The following is a 19,781-nucleotide window of genomic DNA, read 5'->3' as shown; positions in this document are numbered from 1 at the left end:
TTCAGACCGGCGCAAATGCCGCAATTTGGGCGTAGCACAGGCTGCGGGCGTCGGCCCCTTCCTGGAACGCGCGATACCAGCGCATCGTCTCGGCCACGCCTGCCGCCAACGACCAGCGCGGCCGCAAGCCCAGCACAGCGCGGGACCGGGCCGTATCCAGGGCCAGCAGGCCCGCCTCATGCGGGCCATTGCCTGACAGGCCATAGGCCACGCCGCCGGCGCCATAGGCTACGCGCGCGAGCTCGACCACTTCGCGCACGGTTGCCGTGTCTTGCGACGGCGGTCCGAAGTTGTATGGGCCCGCCAGCTCCGGCCGCGTCCAGAGAGTCTGCGCCAGTTGCAGGTATCCGGCCAAGGGCTCCAGCACGTGCTGCCAGGGCCGCACCGAATCCGGACTGCGTATTTCCAGCACGGCACCGTCTTGCCAGGCCCGAACGGCATCGGGCAGCAGTCGATCTTCCGACCAGTCCCCTCCCCCGATCACATTGCCCGCCCGCGCCGTGGCCAGCGCCACGCCCTGCTCCCGCAGGAACGCGTCGCGGTAGCACGCGGCCACCAGCTCGGCGGCCGCCTTGCTGGCGCTGTAGGGGTCGTGTCCGCCCAACGCATCCGTCTCGCGGTAGGGATATGGCCATTCTTCGTTGCGGTAGACCTTGTCGGTGGTAATGCACAGCGCCACGCGGACTTCCGGCAAGCCACGCAGCGCATCCAGCACGTTCGCCGTGCCCATGACGTTGGTGTCGAAGGTCTGCAGGGGCTCGCGGTAGCTGGCCCGCACCAGCGGCTGTGCCGCCAAGTGCAGCACAATCTCGGGCCGAACCTGGCGCACAATGGCAGCCAGGGCCTGGGCGTCCCGTATATCGCAGAAATGGCTCTGGACCACGCCGCCGATCGCTGCCGCCTCGAACAAGCTGGGGCGATCCGCAGGCGGCGGCAACGCCACGCCCACGACCTCCGCCCCAAGCTTGTGCAGCCACAGGGCCAGCCAGCCGCCCTTGAAGCCGGTGTGTCCGGTGAGCAGCACGCGCTTGCCGTGCCAGAAGGCGCCGGACGCTACGTTCACCACATTCTCCATGGAGCCTTGCCCGTCTCCCACAAGGACTCGAGCATGCGTTTTTCGCGCAGCGTGTCCATCGGCTGCCAGAAGCCCGCGTGCTTGAACGCCATCAGGTCGCCGCCCTTGGCCAGCGATTCCAGGGGTTCCATTTCCCAGGAGATATGGTCGGCCTCGATCAGGGGCAGAACCTTGGGCGACAGCACGAAAAAGCCGCCGTTGATCAAACCACCATCGCCGCGCGGTTTTTCCGTGAACCCGGCGACCAGGTCATCTTCCATCTTCAGCGCGCCATAACGGCCAGGCGGCTGGACCGCCGTCACGGTCGCCAGCTTGCCATGCTTGCGATGGAAGGCGATCAGCGCGGATATGTCCACATCCGCCACGCCGTCGCCATAGGTGAAGCAGAACGCCTCTTCTTCCTTGACGTAGCTGGCGACGCGCTTCAAGCGACCGCCGGTCATGGTGTCGTCGCCAGTGTCCACCAGCGTCACGCGCCACGGCTCTGCATGGCGTTGATGGACTTCCATCTGATTATTGGCCATGTCGAACGTCACGTCCGACATATGCAGAAAGTAATTGGCGAAATACTCCTTGATGACGTAACCCTTGTAGCCGCAGCAGATGATGAAATCATTGACGCCATGGGCGGAGTACATCTTCATGATGTGCCACAGTATCGGACGGCCGCCGATCTCGACCATCGGCTTGGGCTTGACGTGGGTTTCTTCGGAAATGCGGGTACCCAGCCCCCCCGCGAGAATGACGGCCTTCATACGGATCCTTCACACCACTTCTTGAACATGTCGCGATAGGCTTGCTCGACCTTGCGGGCAAAGCCGGTTTCATCCATCAAGGCGCTGGCCTGCATTTCCTGGCGCAAGCCGGCGCGTATGCGCGCCAGCTCGGGGATGTCGCTGGCCATTGCCACCACTTTTTCCACGTACTCGGCTTCCGTCTGCGCGATCCATTCGCGCCGCCCCAGGCCCGACAGCGTCGAAGCCCCGATCCGGCCAACGCCCAGGGGGCCGGCCAAGGTCACGTACGGAAGGCCCATGTAGAGGCTCTCGAACAGAGTCGTGCCCGAATTGTGCGGGAAGCAGTCCAGCGTGATGTCCGCACCGCGCAGCACGTCCCAGGGTGGCGAATGGAAACCAATCTCCAGCCGGTCCGGAGCGATACCGTGCTGGCCAAAGGCCTGGAGCAGGTCGCTACGCATGCGCTCGGAGAAATAGCTGTTGCTGTCGACCACCAGGCGCGAATCCGGCACCCGGCGCAAGATCTCCGCCCAGGTGCGCACGACACGGTAGTTGAAGCGGATCGCGCGGGACAGCGTGACAAAACGGACGTGGCCATTGCTCAGCGCCGGCAGATCGGAAACCTCGCCCATACCCGCCTTGGGCCGGTAGGCGAAGTTCGTCTTGTCCAGGCGCCACGGCTTTTCGACGAACAGATGGTCGGTTCCGGGAGGCGCCATCTCGTCATCCATCAGGATGTAATCGATGGCGGACAGGCCGGTCGTGCAGCCGAAACCCAGCCAGGTCACCTGCACGGGCGCCGGCCTGCGCGCGAAAGTGGCCAAACGGTTTTGCGAGGTATGGCCGGCCAGGTCCACCAGCACATCGATCTGGTCATCGCGTATGCGCTGTGCCAGCGCGTCATGCGACAGGCCATTGGTCCTCAACCAGTGATCGGCATAGTCCTTGAACTGTGCGGTGCCTTCGTCTTCCTGGTCCAGCTGGGCATACGCATAGACCTCGAACGCCGACTTATCGTGCTGGGCCATCAAAGGCGCCAGGAACAGGCGCACCGGGTGGTTGCGGAAATCCGGCGAGACATAGCCGATGCGCAATTTCCGGTCCGGATTTCTCATATTCCCATGAGGCTTCCAGAATCCCCTGTGCGGTGCGCATAGGCGCTCGTCATACGAACGGTAGACTTCGAAGATCTCTTCCGGGGTTCGATCCGGAAAATAGTTCATGCCGAAAAAGTATGCGTTCTGCACGGTCGGGCTATCGGGCTGGACGGCCAACACGCGCAGATACTGCTCTTCCGCGCCAGCGAAATCCCCCATGTCCGCCAGGGCCACACCCAGGTTACCGCAGGCTTCGATGCTGTCCGGATTCAGCTCAAGGATGTGCCGGAACGTGGCCACGGCCTCATGGAACCTGGCGGCGCTGCGATAGCAATTCGCCAGCACGTTCAAGGCCTGGGGATGATCCGGAACCAGCTCCAGCGCGCGGCGGCAAGCGGCGTCCAGTTCCACCGGACGCCGCAATGCGCGCAGGGACATTGCGGTTGAGACGTAGCAATCTGCATCTTCGCCGCCTGCCTTCAGCGCGCCCAGAAAGGCGCCCAGCGATTCGTCCGCCTTGCCGGTTTCGCGCAATACCGTGCCGAGCACTTCCCAGGCTGAGCCGTAATCCGGCGCACGCTTGACCAGGTCGCGAGCCCGCGCCTCGAAATCGCCGTCGCGCCTGGCGTTCAACTGCGTCGCCAGGTCGTGTGCTTCCTTGAGCACCGACTTGCTGACCGACTGGGCGCGCGCCGCCGTGGGCAGGCCGCCTGCCCGGCGCTGTTCAAAATTGCGGCGCGCCAGCGCGTCGATGTAGAGGCTCCAATAGGGCCCCCGGCCATCGGATCCGCGCAGCGCGTCTTCCACGTACGCACACCAGCTCTGCGCGTCCGACACGATCAGGCCGAAGTGCTTCAAATGATCCAACAGGCCGTCCACGGCAGCCTTGAAGACGTCGGGATTATCCTGTTGAGCCGGCGCCAGGAAGTCGCCGGCCGAGCTGAACATCATGGGCACGGCTTCAATCTGCACCCGCTCGCGCAGGTCCTGCGCCGCCGCGCCGTCCGCAAGGCGCCTCAACGCGGGGATGTCGTCCGAGGCAAACGGCGCAGCCACCGTTTCATGCCACAAATTGAACAGCGGCGCGTTACCTTCAACCGCCGCCAGCACGCCAGGCACGAGCCTCACAGCGCCAGCCTGGTCATACGGTGTCTTGTCGACGCTATACCGACCGGTGTCATTGTCGAACAAGCTTTGCAGCGACTTGCCCACGGCCTCTTCGGCCGGCATCGTCGTCGCCAGTTTCTTTTCCGTCACATACTGAACCAGCGCGGCGCCGGACACGGATGCCGGCCATGCATGTCCAAGCACGTCTGCAACGGCTTCCTGCACGCGGTCATCCGTGCTGAGAGTCTGCCCGGCATGCGTAACGAAATGGGCCTGCTTGGGATCGCGCAAGCCGGCGGCGATGCGGCGGAAACTTCCCGCCCAGCGCAGCTTGACCAGGCGCGTCATGTCAGGACGAGGCAGCGCTTCCTGTCCACGTTCGTGGTGCGTCAGCAATGCGCGGCGATAGGCCCGGCCAACCGAGAAGTCCAGGTATTGCTGGCGCAGCACGGGCGGCTTGCCAAACCCGAGCAGGCTCTGGGTCAGCGACACGTTGGTACCGTAGTTCGACGCCATTTCATGGCGTGGTTCGACATCGCCCACGCAGATCATGCCGAACTGCGCTGCCATGTCGGCGAATTCGGCGTAGTAGTACGGCTGGCGTCCGAGCATGCTCAAGCCCACCGCCCCCTGTTCATCGAGCGCCTGAGCGAAACGGGTAGCGGCTTCGTGGAGGGCTCCTGCCAAGGGGTTGGCGACAGAAACGCCGTCGGTAAACATGCCCAGCGCCGCGCGCGCCGCCGCCACCTGCTCTTCGGGACTGCCCGCCGACTGCGCATGCATCAGCACGGCTTCGCGCACAATCTCGGTTGCCTTGGCGCCGGGATAGGCGTCGAAACTGATATGGCCAACGCCCTCGAACGCCAGGTTCAGGCGGCAGATGCGCAGCAGGTCGCTGGCGCCATCCCGATCAAGCGTACTGAAGACGTCGTGGGCAATGATGTAGTCAAACTCGCCGAATTCCTGAGTAATCTCGGCGAACGCGAGCGCATGCAGGGTCAGATTGTCCAGTCCAATAGACGCCGCAGCCCGGCGGCCGGCCTCGATGCGGCGCGCATCGGGATCCACGCCGACCACCTGCGCCTGGGGATAGGCGGCCGCAAAGGGCATGAGATTGCTGCCCGCGCCGCAACCGAGTTCCAGCACGCGCGCCTGTTCCAGCGGTACGGTTTCTATTCCATAGAGGAAAGCCGCGGCCCGCAGTTGGCCGGGAGAACATAGATAGCTGATGGCCTGATCGGCCACAGGAGGAGCCAAGTCTATGGCGAATGAGTCTTCGAGGACTCGGTCAGGCGCGTTCAATCCGTACTCCACGGGCAGGGTAATAGCGGGGGAGCATAGCAACGGATTTAAGGGCGGAAATGGGCGAAATGAAGGGCTTTTTCGCCGGTTCTTGCGTAATGCCAAGCAACAGCTGCCTACTTACACAACAAGACTGACGGCCTTTTGCACGCTTGTTCTTTTTTTTGGTCGGTCGGCCTCGCCGTCATAATTGGCGCCGCAGAGTTTGTATCATTTTTTTTCAGAATCATGACCCCCACGCCTCCAGATCCGCTCGCTACTCAGCACGACAGCTCCCCGGATCCACACGTTCAGGTGCCGGAGGACCCGACGTTCCAGTTACGCGAAGAAAACCGCGCCCTGCGCGAATTGCTGGCCGCCCAGGCTCAGGCCGCACTCCCTACACGCAAGCCTGGACTGCTCCAGCGGCTCGTCTGGTCGCTGATTTCGGCACCGGGCGGGGCGCTGGTGGGTTGGCGCAGACTGCTGAGACGCGAAAGTTCGCGGCCGATCAGCGGGAAGCGGCTGGGCTGTGCCACCTTGACTGTGCTCTACACCCTTGCCATTTACGGCGCTTTGGTGCTGCTGGTCGTGTCATGGACTTCACCGAATACTCCACGCTCGGGTTCGACGGCGGCCGGCCCTGTGCGAATGCCACTGGCGCCGTTGCCCCCCATGGAGGCCGCACCTGAGCCAGGCCCCTTGGGTTCTGCCCCGGCCATGATCGAACAGTTGCCCCCCCAGCCGGAATCCACACCGGCCGCAACATCATCCGGATCTGTGCCTGCATCGAGCGTCGCAGCGGAGCACACCGGTGGCCAACCTCAATCGACCGCCCCCGCTCACCAAGAACTGCCCACCGCGCCACGCCCTCTCGAGCAAACAGCGGAAACACCAGTCTCCGCCCCTCGGCCCACCTTGCGCATTACCGAGATCCCCGCTCAGGACCCCTGGGCCTGGGTCGACGAGCTGAAGAGCGAACTGGCGCGTTGTGCAACGCAGGGCTTTTTTGAGCGTCCGGATTGCGCATGGGCGGCCCGCAACCAATATTGCGAGCCTCACAGGGCCTGGGGCACGATCAAGGAATGTCCCAACCGGCCATGAAGCCGCCGGCCTTCATTTCAGAAATGAGCGAGCCCTGCTGCCCATATCAAAACCTCAATGGGTGCTTATCTAAAACCGCAATCCCGCGCCATAATCCCGTGTCGGCTTGAACGCCCCACTCCACATTCGGACACCACATGGAAGCCTCGATCAGCAACACCGTCAATACCGCCCTGGCCCTGCAGGACGCGAATGTCATGCAGGAAGTACAGGCCCGAGTACTGAAGAAGGCGCTCAATGCGCAAGCGGACACGGCCTTGACGCTGATGCAGTCGCTGCCGGTGCTGGCGGTGGACGCCACGCTGGGTTCGCGCATCGACACGCACGCCTGAACGCCGCGCCGCAGGCGCACAAAAAAAGCGCCGGTCCCTGTCCAGGGCCGGCGCTTTTGCATTGCGCGGGCGGCATGACCGCCCTCCTGCGCATTACTTCTTCTTCATCGGCGGCAAGTCGGTGCAAACACCTTCTGCAACTTCGGCAGCCATGCCCACCGACTCACCCAGGGTCGGGTGCGGGTGGATGGTCTTGGCGATATCGACGACGTCGGCGCCCATTTCCACGGCCAGGGCCAGTTCGCTGATCAGGTCACCGGCATGGGTGCCGACGATGCTGCCGCCCAGGATGCGATGCGTTTCAGCGTCGAAGATGAGCTTGGTGAAGCCTTCGTCGCGGCCATTGGCGATGGCACGACCGGAGGCGGCCCAGGGGAACACGCCCTTCTCGATCTTGATGCCCTGCTTCTTGGCTTCGTCTTCCGTCAGGCCGACCCAGGCCACTTCCGGATCGGTGTAGGCCACCGACGGAATGACGCGGGCGTCGAAGAAGGACTTCTGGCCTGCGGCGGCTTCGGCGGCAACGTGGCCTTCATGCACGGCCTTGTGCGCCAGCATGGGCTGGCCGACGATGTCGCCGATAGCGTAGATGTGCGGCACGTTGGTGCGCATCTGGCGATCGACTTCGATGAAGCCGCGGTCGGTCACGGCGATGCCAGCCTTGTCAGCGCCGATCTTCTTGCCGTTGGGGCTGCGGCCCACGGCTTGCAGCACCAGGTCGTAGCGTTGCGGCTCCTTGGGCGCGCCCTCGCCTTCGAAGCTGACGTAGATGCCGTCCTTCTTGGCTTCCGCGCCCACGGTCTTGGTCTTCAACATGATGTTGTCGAAGCGGTAGGCGTTCTTCTTCTGCCATACCTTGACCAGGTCGCGGTCGGCGCCCTGCATCAGGCCGTCCAGCATTTCCACCACGTCCAGGCGCGCGCCCAGCGTGGAGTACACCGTGCCCATTTCCAGGCCGATGATGCCGCCGCCGATGATCAGCATCTTCTTGGGGACTTCACGCAGCAACAAGGCGCCGGTGGAGTCGACGATGCGGTCGTCCTGGGGCAGGAACGGCAGCTTCACCGACTGGCTGCCGGCGGCGATGATGGCTTGCTTGAAGCGCAGGGTCTGGGTCTTGCCGTCGGCGGCCTTGACGGTCAGGTGGTTGGGGTCGGCGAACTCGCCCACGCCGTGCACCACGGTGACCTTGCGAGCCTTGGCCATGCCGGCCAGGCCACCGGTCAGCTTGGCGACCACGCTGTCCTTGTAGCCGCGCAGCTTGTCCAGGTCGATCTTGGGCTCGCCGAAGCTGATGCCGTGGGCGGCCAGTTCGCGGGCTTCGTCGATGACGGCGGCGTTGTGCAGCAGCGCCTTGGACGGAATGCAGCCCACGTTCAGGCAGACGCCGCCCAGGGTGTCATAGCGCTCCACCAGGACCACGGACAGGCCCAGGTCGGCGGCGCGGAAGGCGGCGGAGTAGCCGCCGGGGCCGGCGCCCAGCACCAGCATGTCGTACTCGCCGTCGGCCGCGCCCTTGAAGCTGGCCGCGGCGGGCGCGGCGGCAGGCGCCGCAGCGGGAGCGGCTGCCTGCTTGGGCGCCTCGGCAGCCTTGGGAGCTTCCTTGGCGGCCGGCGCGGCGGCAGCGCCCGAGGCGGCGGCTTCCACTTCCAGCACGACCGTGCCTTCGGCAACCTTGTCGCCGACCTTGACGTTGATGGACTTCACCACGCCGCCCTGCGACGCGGGGATTTCCATCGAGGCCTTGTCGGACTCGACGGTGATCAGGCTTTGTTCAGCCTTGATCGTGTCGCCCACCGCCACCAGCACTTCGATGACTTCCACTTCCTTGAAGTCGCCGATGTCCGGCACTTTGATTTGAACGGTATTGCTCATGGGGCTCCCCGTTTACAGCGCGATGCGGCGGAAGTCGGCCAGCAAGGCGCCCAGATAGGCGTTGAAGCGCGCGGCGGAGGCGCCGTCGATGACGCGGTGGTCGTACGACAGCGACAGCGGCACGATCAGGCGCGGCACGAACTGCTTGCCGTCCCACACGGGCTTGTGCGCCGAGCGCGACACGCCCAGGATCGCCACTTCAGGGGCGTTGATGATGGGCGTGAACGAGGTGCCGCCGATGCCGCCCAGGGACGAGATCGAGAAGCAGCCGCCCTGCATTTCGGCGGGCGAGATCTTGCCGTCGCGGGCCTTCTTGGACAGGTCGGTCATTTCCTGGGCGATCTGCAGGATGCCCTTCTTGTCGGCATCGCGGATCACCGGCACTACCAGCCCGTTGGGCGTGTCGGCGGCGAAGCCGATGTGGTAGTACTGCTTGAGCACCAGGTTGTCGCCGTCCAGCGAGGCGTTGAACTCGGGGAACTTCTTCAGGGCCGCGACCACGGCCTTGATCAGGAAGGCCAGCATCGTGACCTTGATGCCCGACTTCTCGTTTTCCTTGTTCAGCGTGACGCGCAGCGCTTCCAGGTCGGTGATGTCCGCTTCGTCGTTGTTGGTGACGTGCGGGATCATGACCCAATTGCGGTGCAGGTTCGCGCCGGAGATCTTCTTGATGCGCGACAGCGGCTTGGCTTCGATCGGGCCGAACTTGGTGAAGTCGACCTTCGGCCACGGCAACAGGCCCAGCGCGGCGCCATCGGCCGAACCGCCGGCAGCGGCCACCGGACCAGCGGCGAGCGCCTGCTTGACGAAGCCGCGCACGTCGTCGGCGGTGATGCGGTCCTTGGGACCGGAGCCCTTGACCTTGCTCAGGTTGACGCCCAGTTCGCGCGCGAACTTGCGCACCGAGGGGGACGCGTGCGGCAGCTGGCCGGGCTTGAGGTTGGCGTCTTCGAGCGCGGCGGCCGGAGCCGGACGCTGCGCGGCAGGCGCAGGCGCTTCGGCCTTGGCGGCGGGCGCGGCAGCGGCCTCTGCCTTGGCGGCCGGAGCCGGGGCTGCGGCGGCAGCGGCGGCGGGCGCGGCGCCCTCCACCACGACCACGACCGAGCCCTTGGCAACCTTGTCGCCGACCTTGACCTTCACTTCCTTGACCACGCCGCCTTGCGAGGCGGGGATTTCCATCGAGGCCTTGTCGGACTCGACGGTGATCAAGCTTTGCTCGGCCTTGATGGTGTCGCCCACCGCGACCATGACTTCGATGACTTCGACTTCCTTGAAGTCGCCGATGTCGGGCACTTCGATGTTCACCGGACCGCTGGAGGTGGCCGGTGCGGCGGCAGCGGCAGCAGCGGCCGGCTGCGCGGCAGCCTGGGCTTCGGCCTTGGGAGCCTCTTCCTTGGCCGGCGCAGCCGCGGGGGCCGCAGCCTCGCCCGCGCCCGACGCTTCCACTTCCAGCACGACCGTGCCTTCGGCAACCTTGTCGCCCACCTTCACGCTGATCGACTTCACCACGCCGCCTTGCGACGCGGGGATCTCCATCGAGGCCTTGTCGGACTCGACGGTGATCAGGCTTTGTTCAGCCTTGATCGTGTCGCCCACCGCCACCAGCACTTCGATGACTTCCACTTCCTTGAAGTCGCCGATGTCGGGAACCTTGATTTGCACGATGTTGCTCATGTCTCTTTACCCTCAGGCGTATTGCGGGTTGGCTTTGTTCGGATTGATGCCGTACTTCTTGATGGCTTCGGCCACCTTGGCGACCGGCACCTTGCCTTCGTCGGCCAGCGCGCGCAGCGCGGCGACGACGACGAAGTGGCGATCCACTTCGAAGTGCTCGCGCAGCTTCGAGCGGAAATCCGAGCGGCCGAAACCGTCGGTGCCCAGCACCTTGTACTCGCGGCCCTTGGGCACGAACGGACGGATCTGGTCGGCGAAGAGCTTCATGTAGTCGGTCGACGCGATGATCGGGCCTTCCGTCTTGGCCAGCTGTTCCGTGACGTAAGCCACCTGCGGCTTCTTCTCGTCGGGGTGCAGCATGTTGTGGCGCTCGGCGTCCAGGCCGTTGCGGCGCAGTTCCGTGAAGCTGGTGACGCTCCAGAGGTCCGAAGCCACGCCCCAGTCGGCTTCCAGCAGTTCTTGCGCGGCCATGACTTCGCGCAGGATGGTGCCCGAGCCCATCAGCTGCACGCGGTTCTTGCCCTTGCCGTGCGACTTGAGCTTGTACATGCCCTTGATGATGCCTTCCTCGTCGCCCTGGGTCAGACCGGGCTGCGGGTAGTTTTCGTTCATCACCGTCAGGTAGTAGTAGACGTTTTCCTGGTCTTCCACCATGCGCTTCAGGCCATGCTGGATGATCACGGCCAGTTCGTGGCCGAAGGTCGGGTCGTACGATACGCAGTTCGGGATGGTGGAGGCCAGGATGTGGCTGTGGCCGTCTTCGTGCTGCAGGCCTTCGCCGTTGAGCGTGGTGCGCCCAGCGGTGCCGCCCAAGAGGAAGCCGCGCGCCTGCATGTCGCCGGCCGCCCAGGCCAGGTCGCCGATGCGCTGGAACCCGAACATCGAGTAGTAGATGAAGAACGGGATCATGATGCGGTTGTTCGAGGAGTACGACGTGGCCGCCGCAATCCAGGAGCTCATCGCGCCCGCTTCGTTGATGCCTTCCTGCAGGAGCTGGCCGTCGGCCGCTTCCTTGTAGTACATGACCTGGTCCTTGTCGACCGGGGTGTACTTCTGGCCTTCCGGCGCGTAGATGCCGATCTGGCGGAACAGGCCTTCCATGCCAAAGGTGCGCGATTCGTCGGCCAGGATCGGCACGACGCGCGGACCCAGTTCCTTGTCGCGCAGCACCTGGTTCAGGATGCGCACGAAGGCTTGGGTGGTCGAGATTTCACGGCCTTCGGCGGTGGGCTCCAGCACGGCCTTGAAGGCGTCCAGCGCCGGGGCCTTGAGATGTTCGTCGGCCTTGGCGCGGCGGCGCGGCAGGTAGCCGCCCAGCGCGGCACGGCGCTCGTGCAGGTACTTCATTTCGGGCGAGTCTTCGGCCGGCTTGAAGTACGGCAGGTCGGCCAGTTGGTCGTCCGGAATCGGGATGCCGAAACGGTCGCGGAATTCGCGGATCGAGTCCAGCTCCAGCTTCTTCTGCTGGTGGGTCGGGTTCTTGGCCTGGCCGACGTGGCCCATGCCGTAGCCCTTGATGGTCTTGGCCAGGATGACGGTGGGCTGGCCCTCGTGGGTGGCGGCGGCGTTGAACGCGGCGTACACCTTGTGGGGGTCATGGCCGCCGCGGTTCAGGCGCCAGATGTCTTCGTCGCTCATGCGCGACACGGCTTCCAGCAGCTTCGGATGCTTTCCGAAGAAGTGTTCGCGCACGAACTTGCCGTCGTTGGCCTTGTACGCCTGGTACTCGCCGTCGACGGTGTCTTCCATGATCTTGCGCAGGATGCCTTCCTTGTCGTGCGCCAGCAGCGGATCCCAGTAGCCACCCCAGATCAGCTTGATCACGTTCCAGCCCGAACCGCGGAAGTCGCCTTCGAGTTCCTGGATGATCTTGCCGTTGCCGCGCACCGGACCGTCCAGGCGCTGCAGGTTGCAGTTGATGACGAAGATCAGGTTGTCCAGCTTTTCGCGGGCAGCCAAGGCGATGGCGCCCAGGGATTCGGGTTCGTCCATTTCGCCGTCGCCGCAGAACACCCAGACCTTGCGCTTGCTGGTGTCGGCGATGCCGCGGGCGTGCAGGTACTTCAGGAAGCGGGCCTGGTAGATGGCCATCAGCGGGCCCAGGCCCATCGACACCGTCGGGAACTGCCAGAAGTCCGGCATCAGCTTGGGATGCGGGTACGAGGACAGGCCCTTGCCGTCCACTTCCTGGCGGAAGTGGTTCAGCTGGTCTTCGGTCAGGCGGCCTTCGAGGTAGGCGCGGCCGTACATGCCGGGGGAGGTGTGGCCCTGGAAGTAGACCAGGTCGCCGCCGTGGTTTTCGTCTTCGGCGTGCCAGAAATGGTTCTGGCCGCAGCCGATCATGGTGGCCAGCGAGGCGAAGGAGGCGATGTGGCCGCCCAGGTCGCCGCCGTCCGGCGGATTGTGCTTGTTGGCCTTGACCACCATGGCCATGGCGTTCCAGCGCACGTACGAACGGATGCGCGATTCCAGCTCCAGGTTGCCCGGGTGCGCCGGCTCCAGGCCGGGGGGAATCGTGTTGACGTAGGCGGTGTTGGGCGAGAACGGGATATGCGCGCCGGAACGGCGGGCTTCGTCGATCAGGCGTTCGAGCAGATAGTGGGCGCGCTGCGGTCCTTCACGATCAAGGACAGCCGCCAGGGCTTCGAGCCACTCCTGGGTTTCAAGGGTGTCTTCGTCGTTGGCAGCCTGTACGGCGCCAGCCTGGGCGTAAGAGGACATCGTGTGTCTCCTGTTGGATTGTTCGTGACCGCACCCGCTTACTTATATCTACTCGCGGACATTGCATGGTAGCCGGGATCATCCGGGCTACCATGCAAGGCATGGGGTCGGGGTGTTCTAGAGACCTGCTACTGGGTCGGTTCCCTATCAGCCGGCATTCTAAGAAAGAAGATTAACCGGTCGCAAGAAAAATTTCATGTTGCGGTACGGCATTTCATAATACGGAAAATTTAAAGCCAGCTGAACGCTTTGGCGTCATACTTTTACTTAGGTACTCCAAAAGGACGAGTCGATTCCCGGCAAATCCCTGCCAACACGCACTAAAATGCGCGGTCTATCCGGCCCGAATTCCATGTCCAGCGCGCCCAAGTCCAATATTCCTACGCCGTTCCACGATCACGCCCGCACTCGCCGACGCGGGGTGTACTGGGTCACGCCAGCAATGGTGCTGATCCTCTATATCTGTGTGATGGCGGTGTTTTTCTGGCTGCAGCGCATCCATGACGACAGTGTCATGTTTGTCACCATCGACCAGGAAATGCGCCAGCAGCGCCTGATCTGGGTAGTGCTGGCCCTGTCCTGTGTGATCGTCATCAGCCTGCTGATGCTGTGGCGCTATACCCGTTTCCGTTCGGCGGCCGAAGCCGCCCTGATCGCCGAAACCGGATTCCGCCGCGCCATGGAGAACTCCATGTCCACCGGCATGCGCGTGCTGGACATGGAAGGCCGCATCGCCTACGTGAACCCGGCCTTCTGCCGCATGATCGGCTGGAACGAGGCTGACCTGATCGGCCGCAGCCCGCCCTTCCCTTATTGGGTGCCGGGCCGCCATGAACAGCATCAGCACACCCTGGACGTGCTGATGTCCGGCAAGACGCCCAGCAGCGGGCTGGAGGTCGAGGCGCAGCGCCGCGACGGATCGCGATTCACGGCGCGCATGTATGTGTCCCCGCTACTGGACCCCAACGGCAACCAGATCGGCTGGATGACCTCCATGACCGACATCACCGAGCCCAAGCGCATCCGCGAGGCCCTGACCGCGGCGCACGAGCGCTTCATGACGGTGCTGGAAGGCCTGGACGACGCCATCTCGGTCACCGCCGACACCCACGACGGCCTGGAACTGCTGTTCGCCAACCGTACCTACCGCCGCGTGTTCGGCGCCCAGACCGGCGGCCACGACGAGCTGCTGGCCGGCCGCCGCGGCCGCTTCACCGACGAATCCGTGGAAGTCTTCGCGCCCTCGGTGCAGCGCTGGTTCGAAGTGCACCACCGCATGCTGGCCTGGACCGACGGCCGCCGCGTGCGCATGCAGGTGGCGCGCGACATCACCGAGCGCCGCGTGCACGAGGAAGCCTCGCGTGTGCAGCAGGAAAAGATCCAGCTCACCAGCCGCCTGACCACCATGGGCGAAATGGCGTCTTCGCTGGCGCATGAACTGAACCAGCCCCTGACCGCCATCGCCAACTACAGCATGGGCGCCGTCGCCCTGGTCAAGGCCGGCCACACCAGCCCCAACATGCTGCTGCCGGCCCTGGAAAAGGCCGCCTCGCAAGCCGAGCGCGCCGGCAAGATCATCAGCCGCATCCGCGAATTCGTGAAGCGCAGCGAGCCCCGCCGCCAGCGCGTGGCCATCAGCCGGATCGTGGACAATGCCATCGGTTTCGCCGAGATCGACGCCCGCAAGCGCCGTATCCGCATCGACCGCTTCGTGCCGTCCAACGCGCCGGACGTGCTGGCCGACCCCATCCTGATCGAGCAGGTGCTGTTGAACCTGCTGAAGAACGGGCTGGAGGCCATGGAAAAAAGCGAATCCGACGAACTCAAGGTCGCCGTGATCCTGCATGAACAGCACATCGAGGTCGCGGTGGTCGATCGCGGCCACGGCCTGGCCGAACCCGAACGCCTGTTCGAACCCTTCTTCAGCACCAAGACCCAGGGCCTGGGCATGGGGCTGAACATCTGCCGTACCATTATTGAATCGCACCACGGCCGCTTGTGGGCGGATCCCAATCCCGCCGGTGGCACCATTTTCCGCTTTACCCTGCCCTGCGCTGCACCCCAGTCGCAGGCCCAGAACGATCAGTCCGAGGAGTTGCACGCATGAACACGCCCCACCTGTCGAGCACGGTTTTCATTGTTGACGACGACGAAGCGGTCCGCGATTCGCTGCGCTGGCTATTGGAGGCCAATGGCTATCGCGTTCGCGCCTACGCCAGCGGCGAGTCCTTCCTGGAAGACTACGACGCCAGCCAGATCGGCGTGCTGATCGCCGACGTGCGCATGCCCGGCATGAGCGGCCTGGAACTGCAGGAGCAGCTGATCGCCCGCAATGCGCCGCTGCCCATCGTGTTCATCACCGGCCACGGCGACGTACCGATGGCCGTGTCCACCATGAAGAAAGGCGCGGTCGACTTCCTGGAAAAGCCGTTCAATGAATCCGATTTGCGCGAGATCGTGGCGCGCATGCTGGAGCAGGCCACGCAGCGCGTGAGCAAGCACCAGGCCCAGAAAGACCACGAAGCCATGCTGGCGCGCCTGACCGCGCGCGAGCAGCAGGTGCTGGAGCGCATCGTCGCCGGCCGCTTGAACAAGCAGATCGCCGACGACCTGGGCATCAGCATCAAGACCGTAGAGGCGCACCGCGCCAACATCATGGAAAAACTTGAAGTGACCACCGTAGCTGATTTGATGAAAGTGGCCTTGGCCAAACCCGAGGCGACGGCATGACGGCAAGGATTATCGACGGCGCGGCCCTGTCGGCGCGCATTCGCGAAGAAGCTGCCCAACGCGTTGCGGCCCTGGCCGCCAAGGGCACGCGCCCCGGCCTGGCCGTGGTGCTGGTGGGTGAAGACCCCGCTTCCCAGGTGTACGTCCGCAACAAGGTAGCCGCCTGCGAAAAGGCCGGCCTGCATTCCGTCAAGGAGCAGTACCCCGCGGACATGACCGAGGCCGAATTGCTGGCCCGCATCGCCATCCTGAACCAGGACCCGACCATCCACGGCATCCTGGTGCAGTTGCCGCTGCCCAAGCACATGGACTCGCACAAGGTCATCGAGGCCATCGCGGCCGAGAAGGACGTGGACGGCTTCCATATCAGCAACGCCGGCCTGCTCATGACCGGCCAGCCGCTGTTCCGCCCCTGCACGCCCTATGGCGTGATGAAGATGCTGGAATCGGAAGGCGTGACGCTGCGCGGCGCCGAGGCCGTGATCGTGGGCGCCAGCAACATCGTCGGCAAGCCCATGGCGATGCTGCTGCTGCAGGCCGGCGCCACCATCACCATCTGCAATTCCAAGACGCGCGCCCTGGCGGCCCAGACCCGCCGCGCCGACGTGCTGGTGGTCGCCACCGGCAAGCCCGGCATGATCGACGGTTCGATGATCAAGCCCGGCGCGGTCGTCATCGACGTGGGCATCAACCGCGGCGCCGACGGCAAGCTGTGCGGCGACGTGGACTTCGCCTCGGCCAAGGAAGTGGCCGGCGCCATCACGCCCGTTCCGGGCGGCGTGGGCCCCATGACCATCGCCATGCTGCTGGTCAACACCATCGAAGCGGCCGAACGCGCCGCAGCCTGACGGCCGGCGTACCCGCGGCCGGCCAGGCCGCGGGACGGGGATTGCGATCTGCCCTTGCGTTCGGGCAGATCGCCCTCACCTGATTCTCATGCCCTTGCCGGCGCCTCGTGGCGCTGCTCACCTCTTCCCAGCCTGTAACACCATGACCCAGAACCCCCTGCTCGCCCCTGTCTCCGACCTCGTCGACTACGCGGCCGTCAAGCCCGGACACATCATGCCGGCGGTCGAGGAACTGCTGGGCATCGCCCGCCAGGCCGTGGACCGCGCCGCCGATCCCGCGCTGGCGCCCACCTGGGAAGCCGTGGTTGAACCGCTGGACACGGCCTCGGAGCGCCTGTGGCGCGCCTGGTCGGTCGCCGGCCACCTGAACGCCGTGGTCAACACCCCGGAACTGCGCGAAGCCTACAACGCCGCCCTGCCCCTGGTGACCGAATTCTCCACCTGGGTCGGCCTGCACGAAGGCCTGTACAAGCAGTACCAGCGCCTGGCCGCCGCCCCCGATTTCGCGTCCTGGACGCCAGTGCGCCGCCGCATCGTGGAAATGGCCCTGCGCGACTTCCGCCTGAGCGGCGTGGAGCTGCAAGGCGCAGACCGCGAACGCTACGCCGCCATTTCCGACCGCGAGGCCCAGGCCTCGCAGAAATTCTCTGAAAACGTGCTGGACTCGATCGACGCCTGGGCGCTGCTGGTCGAGGACGAAGCCCGCCTGGCCGGCATTCCGGCCGACGTACAGGCCGCGGCCCGCGCCGCGGCCGAGGAAGACGGCAAGCCGGGCTGGAAGCTCACGCTGAAGATGCCGTGCTACCTGCCGGTGATGCAGTACGCCCAGGACCGTACGCTGCGCGAGGCGCTGTACCGCGGCTACGGCACCGTGGCGTCGGAACACGGCGAAGGCAAGTTCGACAACTCCCCGCTCATCGAAGAGCTGCTGGCCCTGCGCGCCGAGGAAGCCGGCCTGCTCGGCCTGGGCACCTTCGCCGCGCTGCGCCTGCAGACCCGCATGGCCCGCGACGCACAGGAAGTCACCGTGTTCCTGCGCGACCTGGCCGCGCGCGCCAAGCCCTACGCCCAGCGCGACCTGGCTGAACTGAAAGCCTACGCCACCGGCGAACTGGGCCTGGACGACCTGCAGCCCTGGGACGTGGCCTACGCTTCCGAGCGCCTGCGCGAATCGCGCTACGCCTACTCCGAAGACGAGGTGAAGCAGTATTTCACCGAGCCGCGCGTGCTGTCGGGCCTGTTCGAGGTCATCGAGACCCTGTTCGATGTGCGCCTGGCTGAAACGCCCGTCTCGTCCTGGCATGGCGACGTGCGCGGCGTGCGCGTGGAAAGCCCCAAGGGCGAACTCATCGGTTATCTGTATCTGGACCTGTACGCCCGCGCCGGCAAGCAAAGCGGCGCCTGGGTCGACAGCGAACGCACGCGCCGCGTCGTGGCTGGCAAGGTGCAGACGCCCATCGCCTACCTGACCTGCAATTTCTCGCGCCCCAACGGCGACAAGCCCGCCGTCCTGACGCACGACGACGTCATCACGCTGTTCCATGAAACCGGCCATGCGCTGCATGCCCTGCTGTCCGAAGTGGACGAGCCCGGCGCGGCGGCCTTCGCCAGCGTGGAATGGGACGCCATCGAGCTGCCCTCGCAGTTCATGGAGAACTTCTGCTGGGAATGGGCGGTGGTGCAGAAGCTGTCCGCCCATGTGGACACGGGCGAGCCCCTGCCGCGCGCGCTCTACGACCGCCTGGTCGCCGCCCGCAACTACCAGAGCGGCATGCAGACCGTGCGCCAGATCGAGTTCGCGCTGTTCGACATGCTGATGCATGACCGCGCCCAGGGCGCGTCGATTGCCGAAGTGCTGGCACTGCTGCAGGAAGTGCGCCAGGAAGTGGCCGTGCTGTTCCCGCCCGCCTGGCACCGTCTGCCGCATGCCTTCTCGCACCTGTTCGCGGGCGGCTACGGCGCGGGCTATTACAGCTACAAGTGGGCAGAGGTGCTGTCGGCCGACGCCTATGAGGCCTTCGAAGAGGCGGCGGCCCGCCAGGCCGGCAACGCGCTGGGCACGCTGGATCCCGAAACGGGCGCACGCTTCCGGCGCGAAGTGCTGGCAGTAGGCGGTTCGCGCCCGGCGGCCGAGTCCTTCGCCGCCTTCCGCGGACGTGCGCCTCGCATCGACGCCCTGCTGCGCCATAGCGGCATGACGCCTGCCTGAGCGTCCGCTTCCCGGTCGCTACCCGACGGCCCGCCCTGGCGGGCCGTTTGCTATGTTGCGGCGGCGTCGTCGACTGGCCGGCGCGCCGACATCACCAGCCAGCGTCCATGCACGGACTGGTCGGAGCCGGCCTGCTTCCAATAGCGGCGGCTTTCCTCGTCCTGCGCCTGTTTGAGCCGGCGGCCGTAATACAGGCGCGACGGCACGGCCAGTACATGCTCCACCATGCGCTTGGGCTTGATCTCGTCCACATCGTGCAAGCTGATGTCCCTGAAACCGTAGTGCTGGAACAGCAGGTGCAGCTGCGGAAAGCTCCAGGGGAAGTACGTGACGTAATCCTCGCCGCGCTGCCGTCCCACCATGGGCCGGAACCCCGAATGGAAGCCGCGCAGCAGGAACTGCAGGCGCGAACGGAAATACCAGGTGTTGGGCGTGGTGACGATCAGGGTGCCGCCCGGGCGCAGCGCGCGGTAAAGGCTCTGCATCAGCACGCCGGGGTTGGTCAGCAGATGGATCGCCTCGCAGCAGACCACGGCGTCATAGGGTTCGGCAACCGTCAACGGCGTTTCCAGGTCGTGCTCCGTCACGCGGCGGTAGCCGCCGGCCTGCGGAAACTCCCACAGGCCCACGCCGTCGATATCGACCTGCCGGCCGCTGGCGGCGGGCAGCATGTCGCCCAGCCAGCCCGTGCCGCAGGGCGCGTCCAGCACCGAATCCGCCAGGCGGCTGCGCAGGATGTCGAGCACGACGGGATAGTAGGGATAGTAGGGGTAGCCCAGGGAATTCCTGACCGGCATGTCCATATGTGGCGCCTCTGGATTCTGAAATCTGACACGGTCCTGAATGTAGCGGCAGCCATGGCATCCGGTCTGGCGAATTCGCCACTTCCAAACAATAACCAGACAAAGCTTTACAAGTCCGACGGCCGGTCCCGGCCCCGCGGCTTGCGCCAGGACAAGCCGGCCCCAGGTCCTGTCTCTTATACACATCT

13 protein-coding genes are annotated in these 19,781 nt (G+C 65.1%); 6 read left to right on the top strand and 7 right to left on the bottom strand.

Features of this window, described 5'->3' with window-relative positions:
• Position 1: 1 nt before the first annotated feature.
• The 3 genes from rfbG to DXK93_RS28955 are packed head-to-tail and all read right to left on the bottom strand — an operon-like array spanning position 2 to position 5,318.
• Positions 2-1,075: a CDP-glucose 4,6-dehydratase gene (gene rfbG, locus DXK93_RS28965; RefSeq protein ID WP_119451928.1), complete on the bottom strand. Its 1,074-nt coding sequence runs from the start codon at positions 1,073-1,075 to the stop codon at positions 2-4.
• On the bottom strand, positions 1,060-1,830 hold the full coding sequence (gene rfbF, locus DXK93_RS28960; RefSeq protein ID WP_119451927.1) for a glucose-1-phosphate cytidylyltransferase: 771 nt from the start codon (positions 1,828-1,830) through the stop codon (positions 1,060-1,062). Before rfbF ends, rfbG begins: the two co-directional genes overlap by 16 nt.
• Complete coding sequence (locus DXK93_RS28955) at positions 1,827-5,318, bottom strand: bifunctional class I SAM-dependent methyltransferase/glycosyltransferase (protein WP_158598587.1); 3,492 nt, start codon at positions 5,316-5,318, stop codon at positions 1,827-1,829. Before DXK93_RS28955 ends, rfbF begins: the two co-directional genes overlap by 4 nt.
• A gap of 228 nt (positions 5,319-5,546) precedes the next feature.
• On the opposite strand from DXK93_RS28955, the gene DXK93_RS32440 reads away from it, so the two are divergent.
• Both DXK93_RS32440 and DXK93_RS28945 read left to right on the top strand, forming a co-directional pair.
• Positions 5,547-6,401, top strand: coding sequence for a hypothetical protein (locus DXK93_RS32440; RefSeq protein WP_119451925.1), 855 nt, complete (start codon positions 5,547-5,549; stop codon positions 6,399-6,401).
• 137 nt (positions 6,402-6,538) lie between these two features.
• Positions 6,539-6,733, top strand: coding sequence for a YjfB family protein (locus DXK93_RS28945; protein WP_119451924.1), 195 nt, complete (start codon positions 6,539-6,541; stop codon positions 6,731-6,733).
• Between the two features lie 93 nt (positions 6,734-6,826).
• On the opposite strand, the gene lpdA is transcribed toward DXK93_RS28945, so the two are convergent.
• From lpdA to aceE, 3 genes are read right to left on the bottom strand one after another with little or no spacing between them, the layout of a single operon-like run.
• Positions 6,827-8,608 (bottom strand): dihydrolipoyl dehydrogenase, encoded by a 1,782-nt coding sequence (lpdA, locus tag DXK93_RS28940; RefSeq protein ID WP_119451923.1) that lies wholly within the window; start codon positions 8,606-8,608, stop codon positions 6,827-6,829.
• A 12-nt stretch (positions 8,609-8,620) separates the two neighbouring features.
• A complete protein-coding gene (aceF, locus tag DXK93_RS28935) occupies positions 8,621-10,282 on the bottom strand; it encodes a dihydrolipoyllysine-residue acetyltransferase (RefSeq protein ID WP_119451922.1) in 1,662 nt (553 codons plus the stop codon).
• 12 nt (positions 10,283-10,294) lie between these two features.
• Complete coding sequence (gene aceE / locus DXK93_RS28930) at positions 10,295-13,003, bottom strand: pyruvate dehydrogenase (acetyl-transferring), homodimeric type (RefSeq protein WP_059374398.1); 2,709 nt, start codon at positions 13,001-13,003, stop codon at positions 10,295-10,297.
• Between the two features lie 352 nt (positions 13,004-13,355).
• Here aceE and DXK93_RS28925 point away from each other — a divergent pair, with 352 nt between their 5' ends.
• The 4 genes from DXK93_RS28925 to DXK93_RS28910 all read left to right on the top strand — a co-directional run bounded on the left by DXK93_RS28925 (position 13,356) and on the right by DXK93_RS28910 (position 18,790).
• Positions 13,356-15,110, top strand: coding sequence for a PAS domain S-box protein (locus DXK93_RS28925; protein ID WP_013393358.1), 1,755 nt, complete (start codon positions 13,356-13,358; stop codon positions 15,108-15,110).
• On the top strand, positions 15,107-15,733 hold the full coding sequence (locus DXK93_RS28920; protein WP_054456641.1) for a response regulator transcription factor: 627 nt from the start codon (positions 15,107-15,109) through the stop codon (positions 15,731-15,733). The genes DXK93_RS28925 and DXK93_RS28920 overlap by 4 nt, the downstream gene beginning before the upstream one ends.
• Complete coding sequence (gene folD, locus DXK93_RS28915) at positions 15,730-16,581, top strand: bifunctional methylenetetrahydrofolate dehydrogenase/methenyltetrahydrofolate cyclohydrolase FolD (RefSeq protein ID WP_119451921.1); 852 nt, start codon at positions 15,730-15,732, stop codon at positions 16,579-16,581. Before DXK93_RS28920 ends, folD begins: the two co-directional genes overlap by 4 nt.
• A gap of 142 nt (positions 16,582-16,723) precedes the next feature.
• A complete protein-coding gene (locus DXK93_RS28910; protein WP_119451920.1) occupies positions 16,724-18,790 on the top strand; it encodes a M3 family metallopeptidase in 2,067 nt (688 codons plus the stop codon).
• Between the two features lie 50 nt (positions 18,791-18,840).
• Here the strand turns inward: DXK93_RS28910 and DXK93_RS28905 are convergent, their stop codons facing one another.
• Complete coding sequence (locus tag DXK93_RS28905) at positions 18,841-19,593, bottom strand: bifunctional 2-polyprenyl-6-hydroxyphenol methylase/3-demethylubiquinol 3-O-methyltransferase UbiG (protein WP_175213221.1); 753 nt, start codon at positions 19,591-19,593, stop codon at positions 18,841-18,843.
• Between the last annotated feature and the right edge of the window lie 188 nt (positions 19,594-19,781).

Origin of the sequence: Achromobacter sp. K91 (assembly GCF_003576205.1) — a bacterium.
Lineage (GTDB): Bacteria > Pseudomonadota > Gammaproteobacteria > Burkholderiales > Burkholderiaceae_B > Achromobacter > Achromobacter aegrifaciens.
This window is presented reverse-complemented; position numbering and strand designations above follow the sequence as displayed.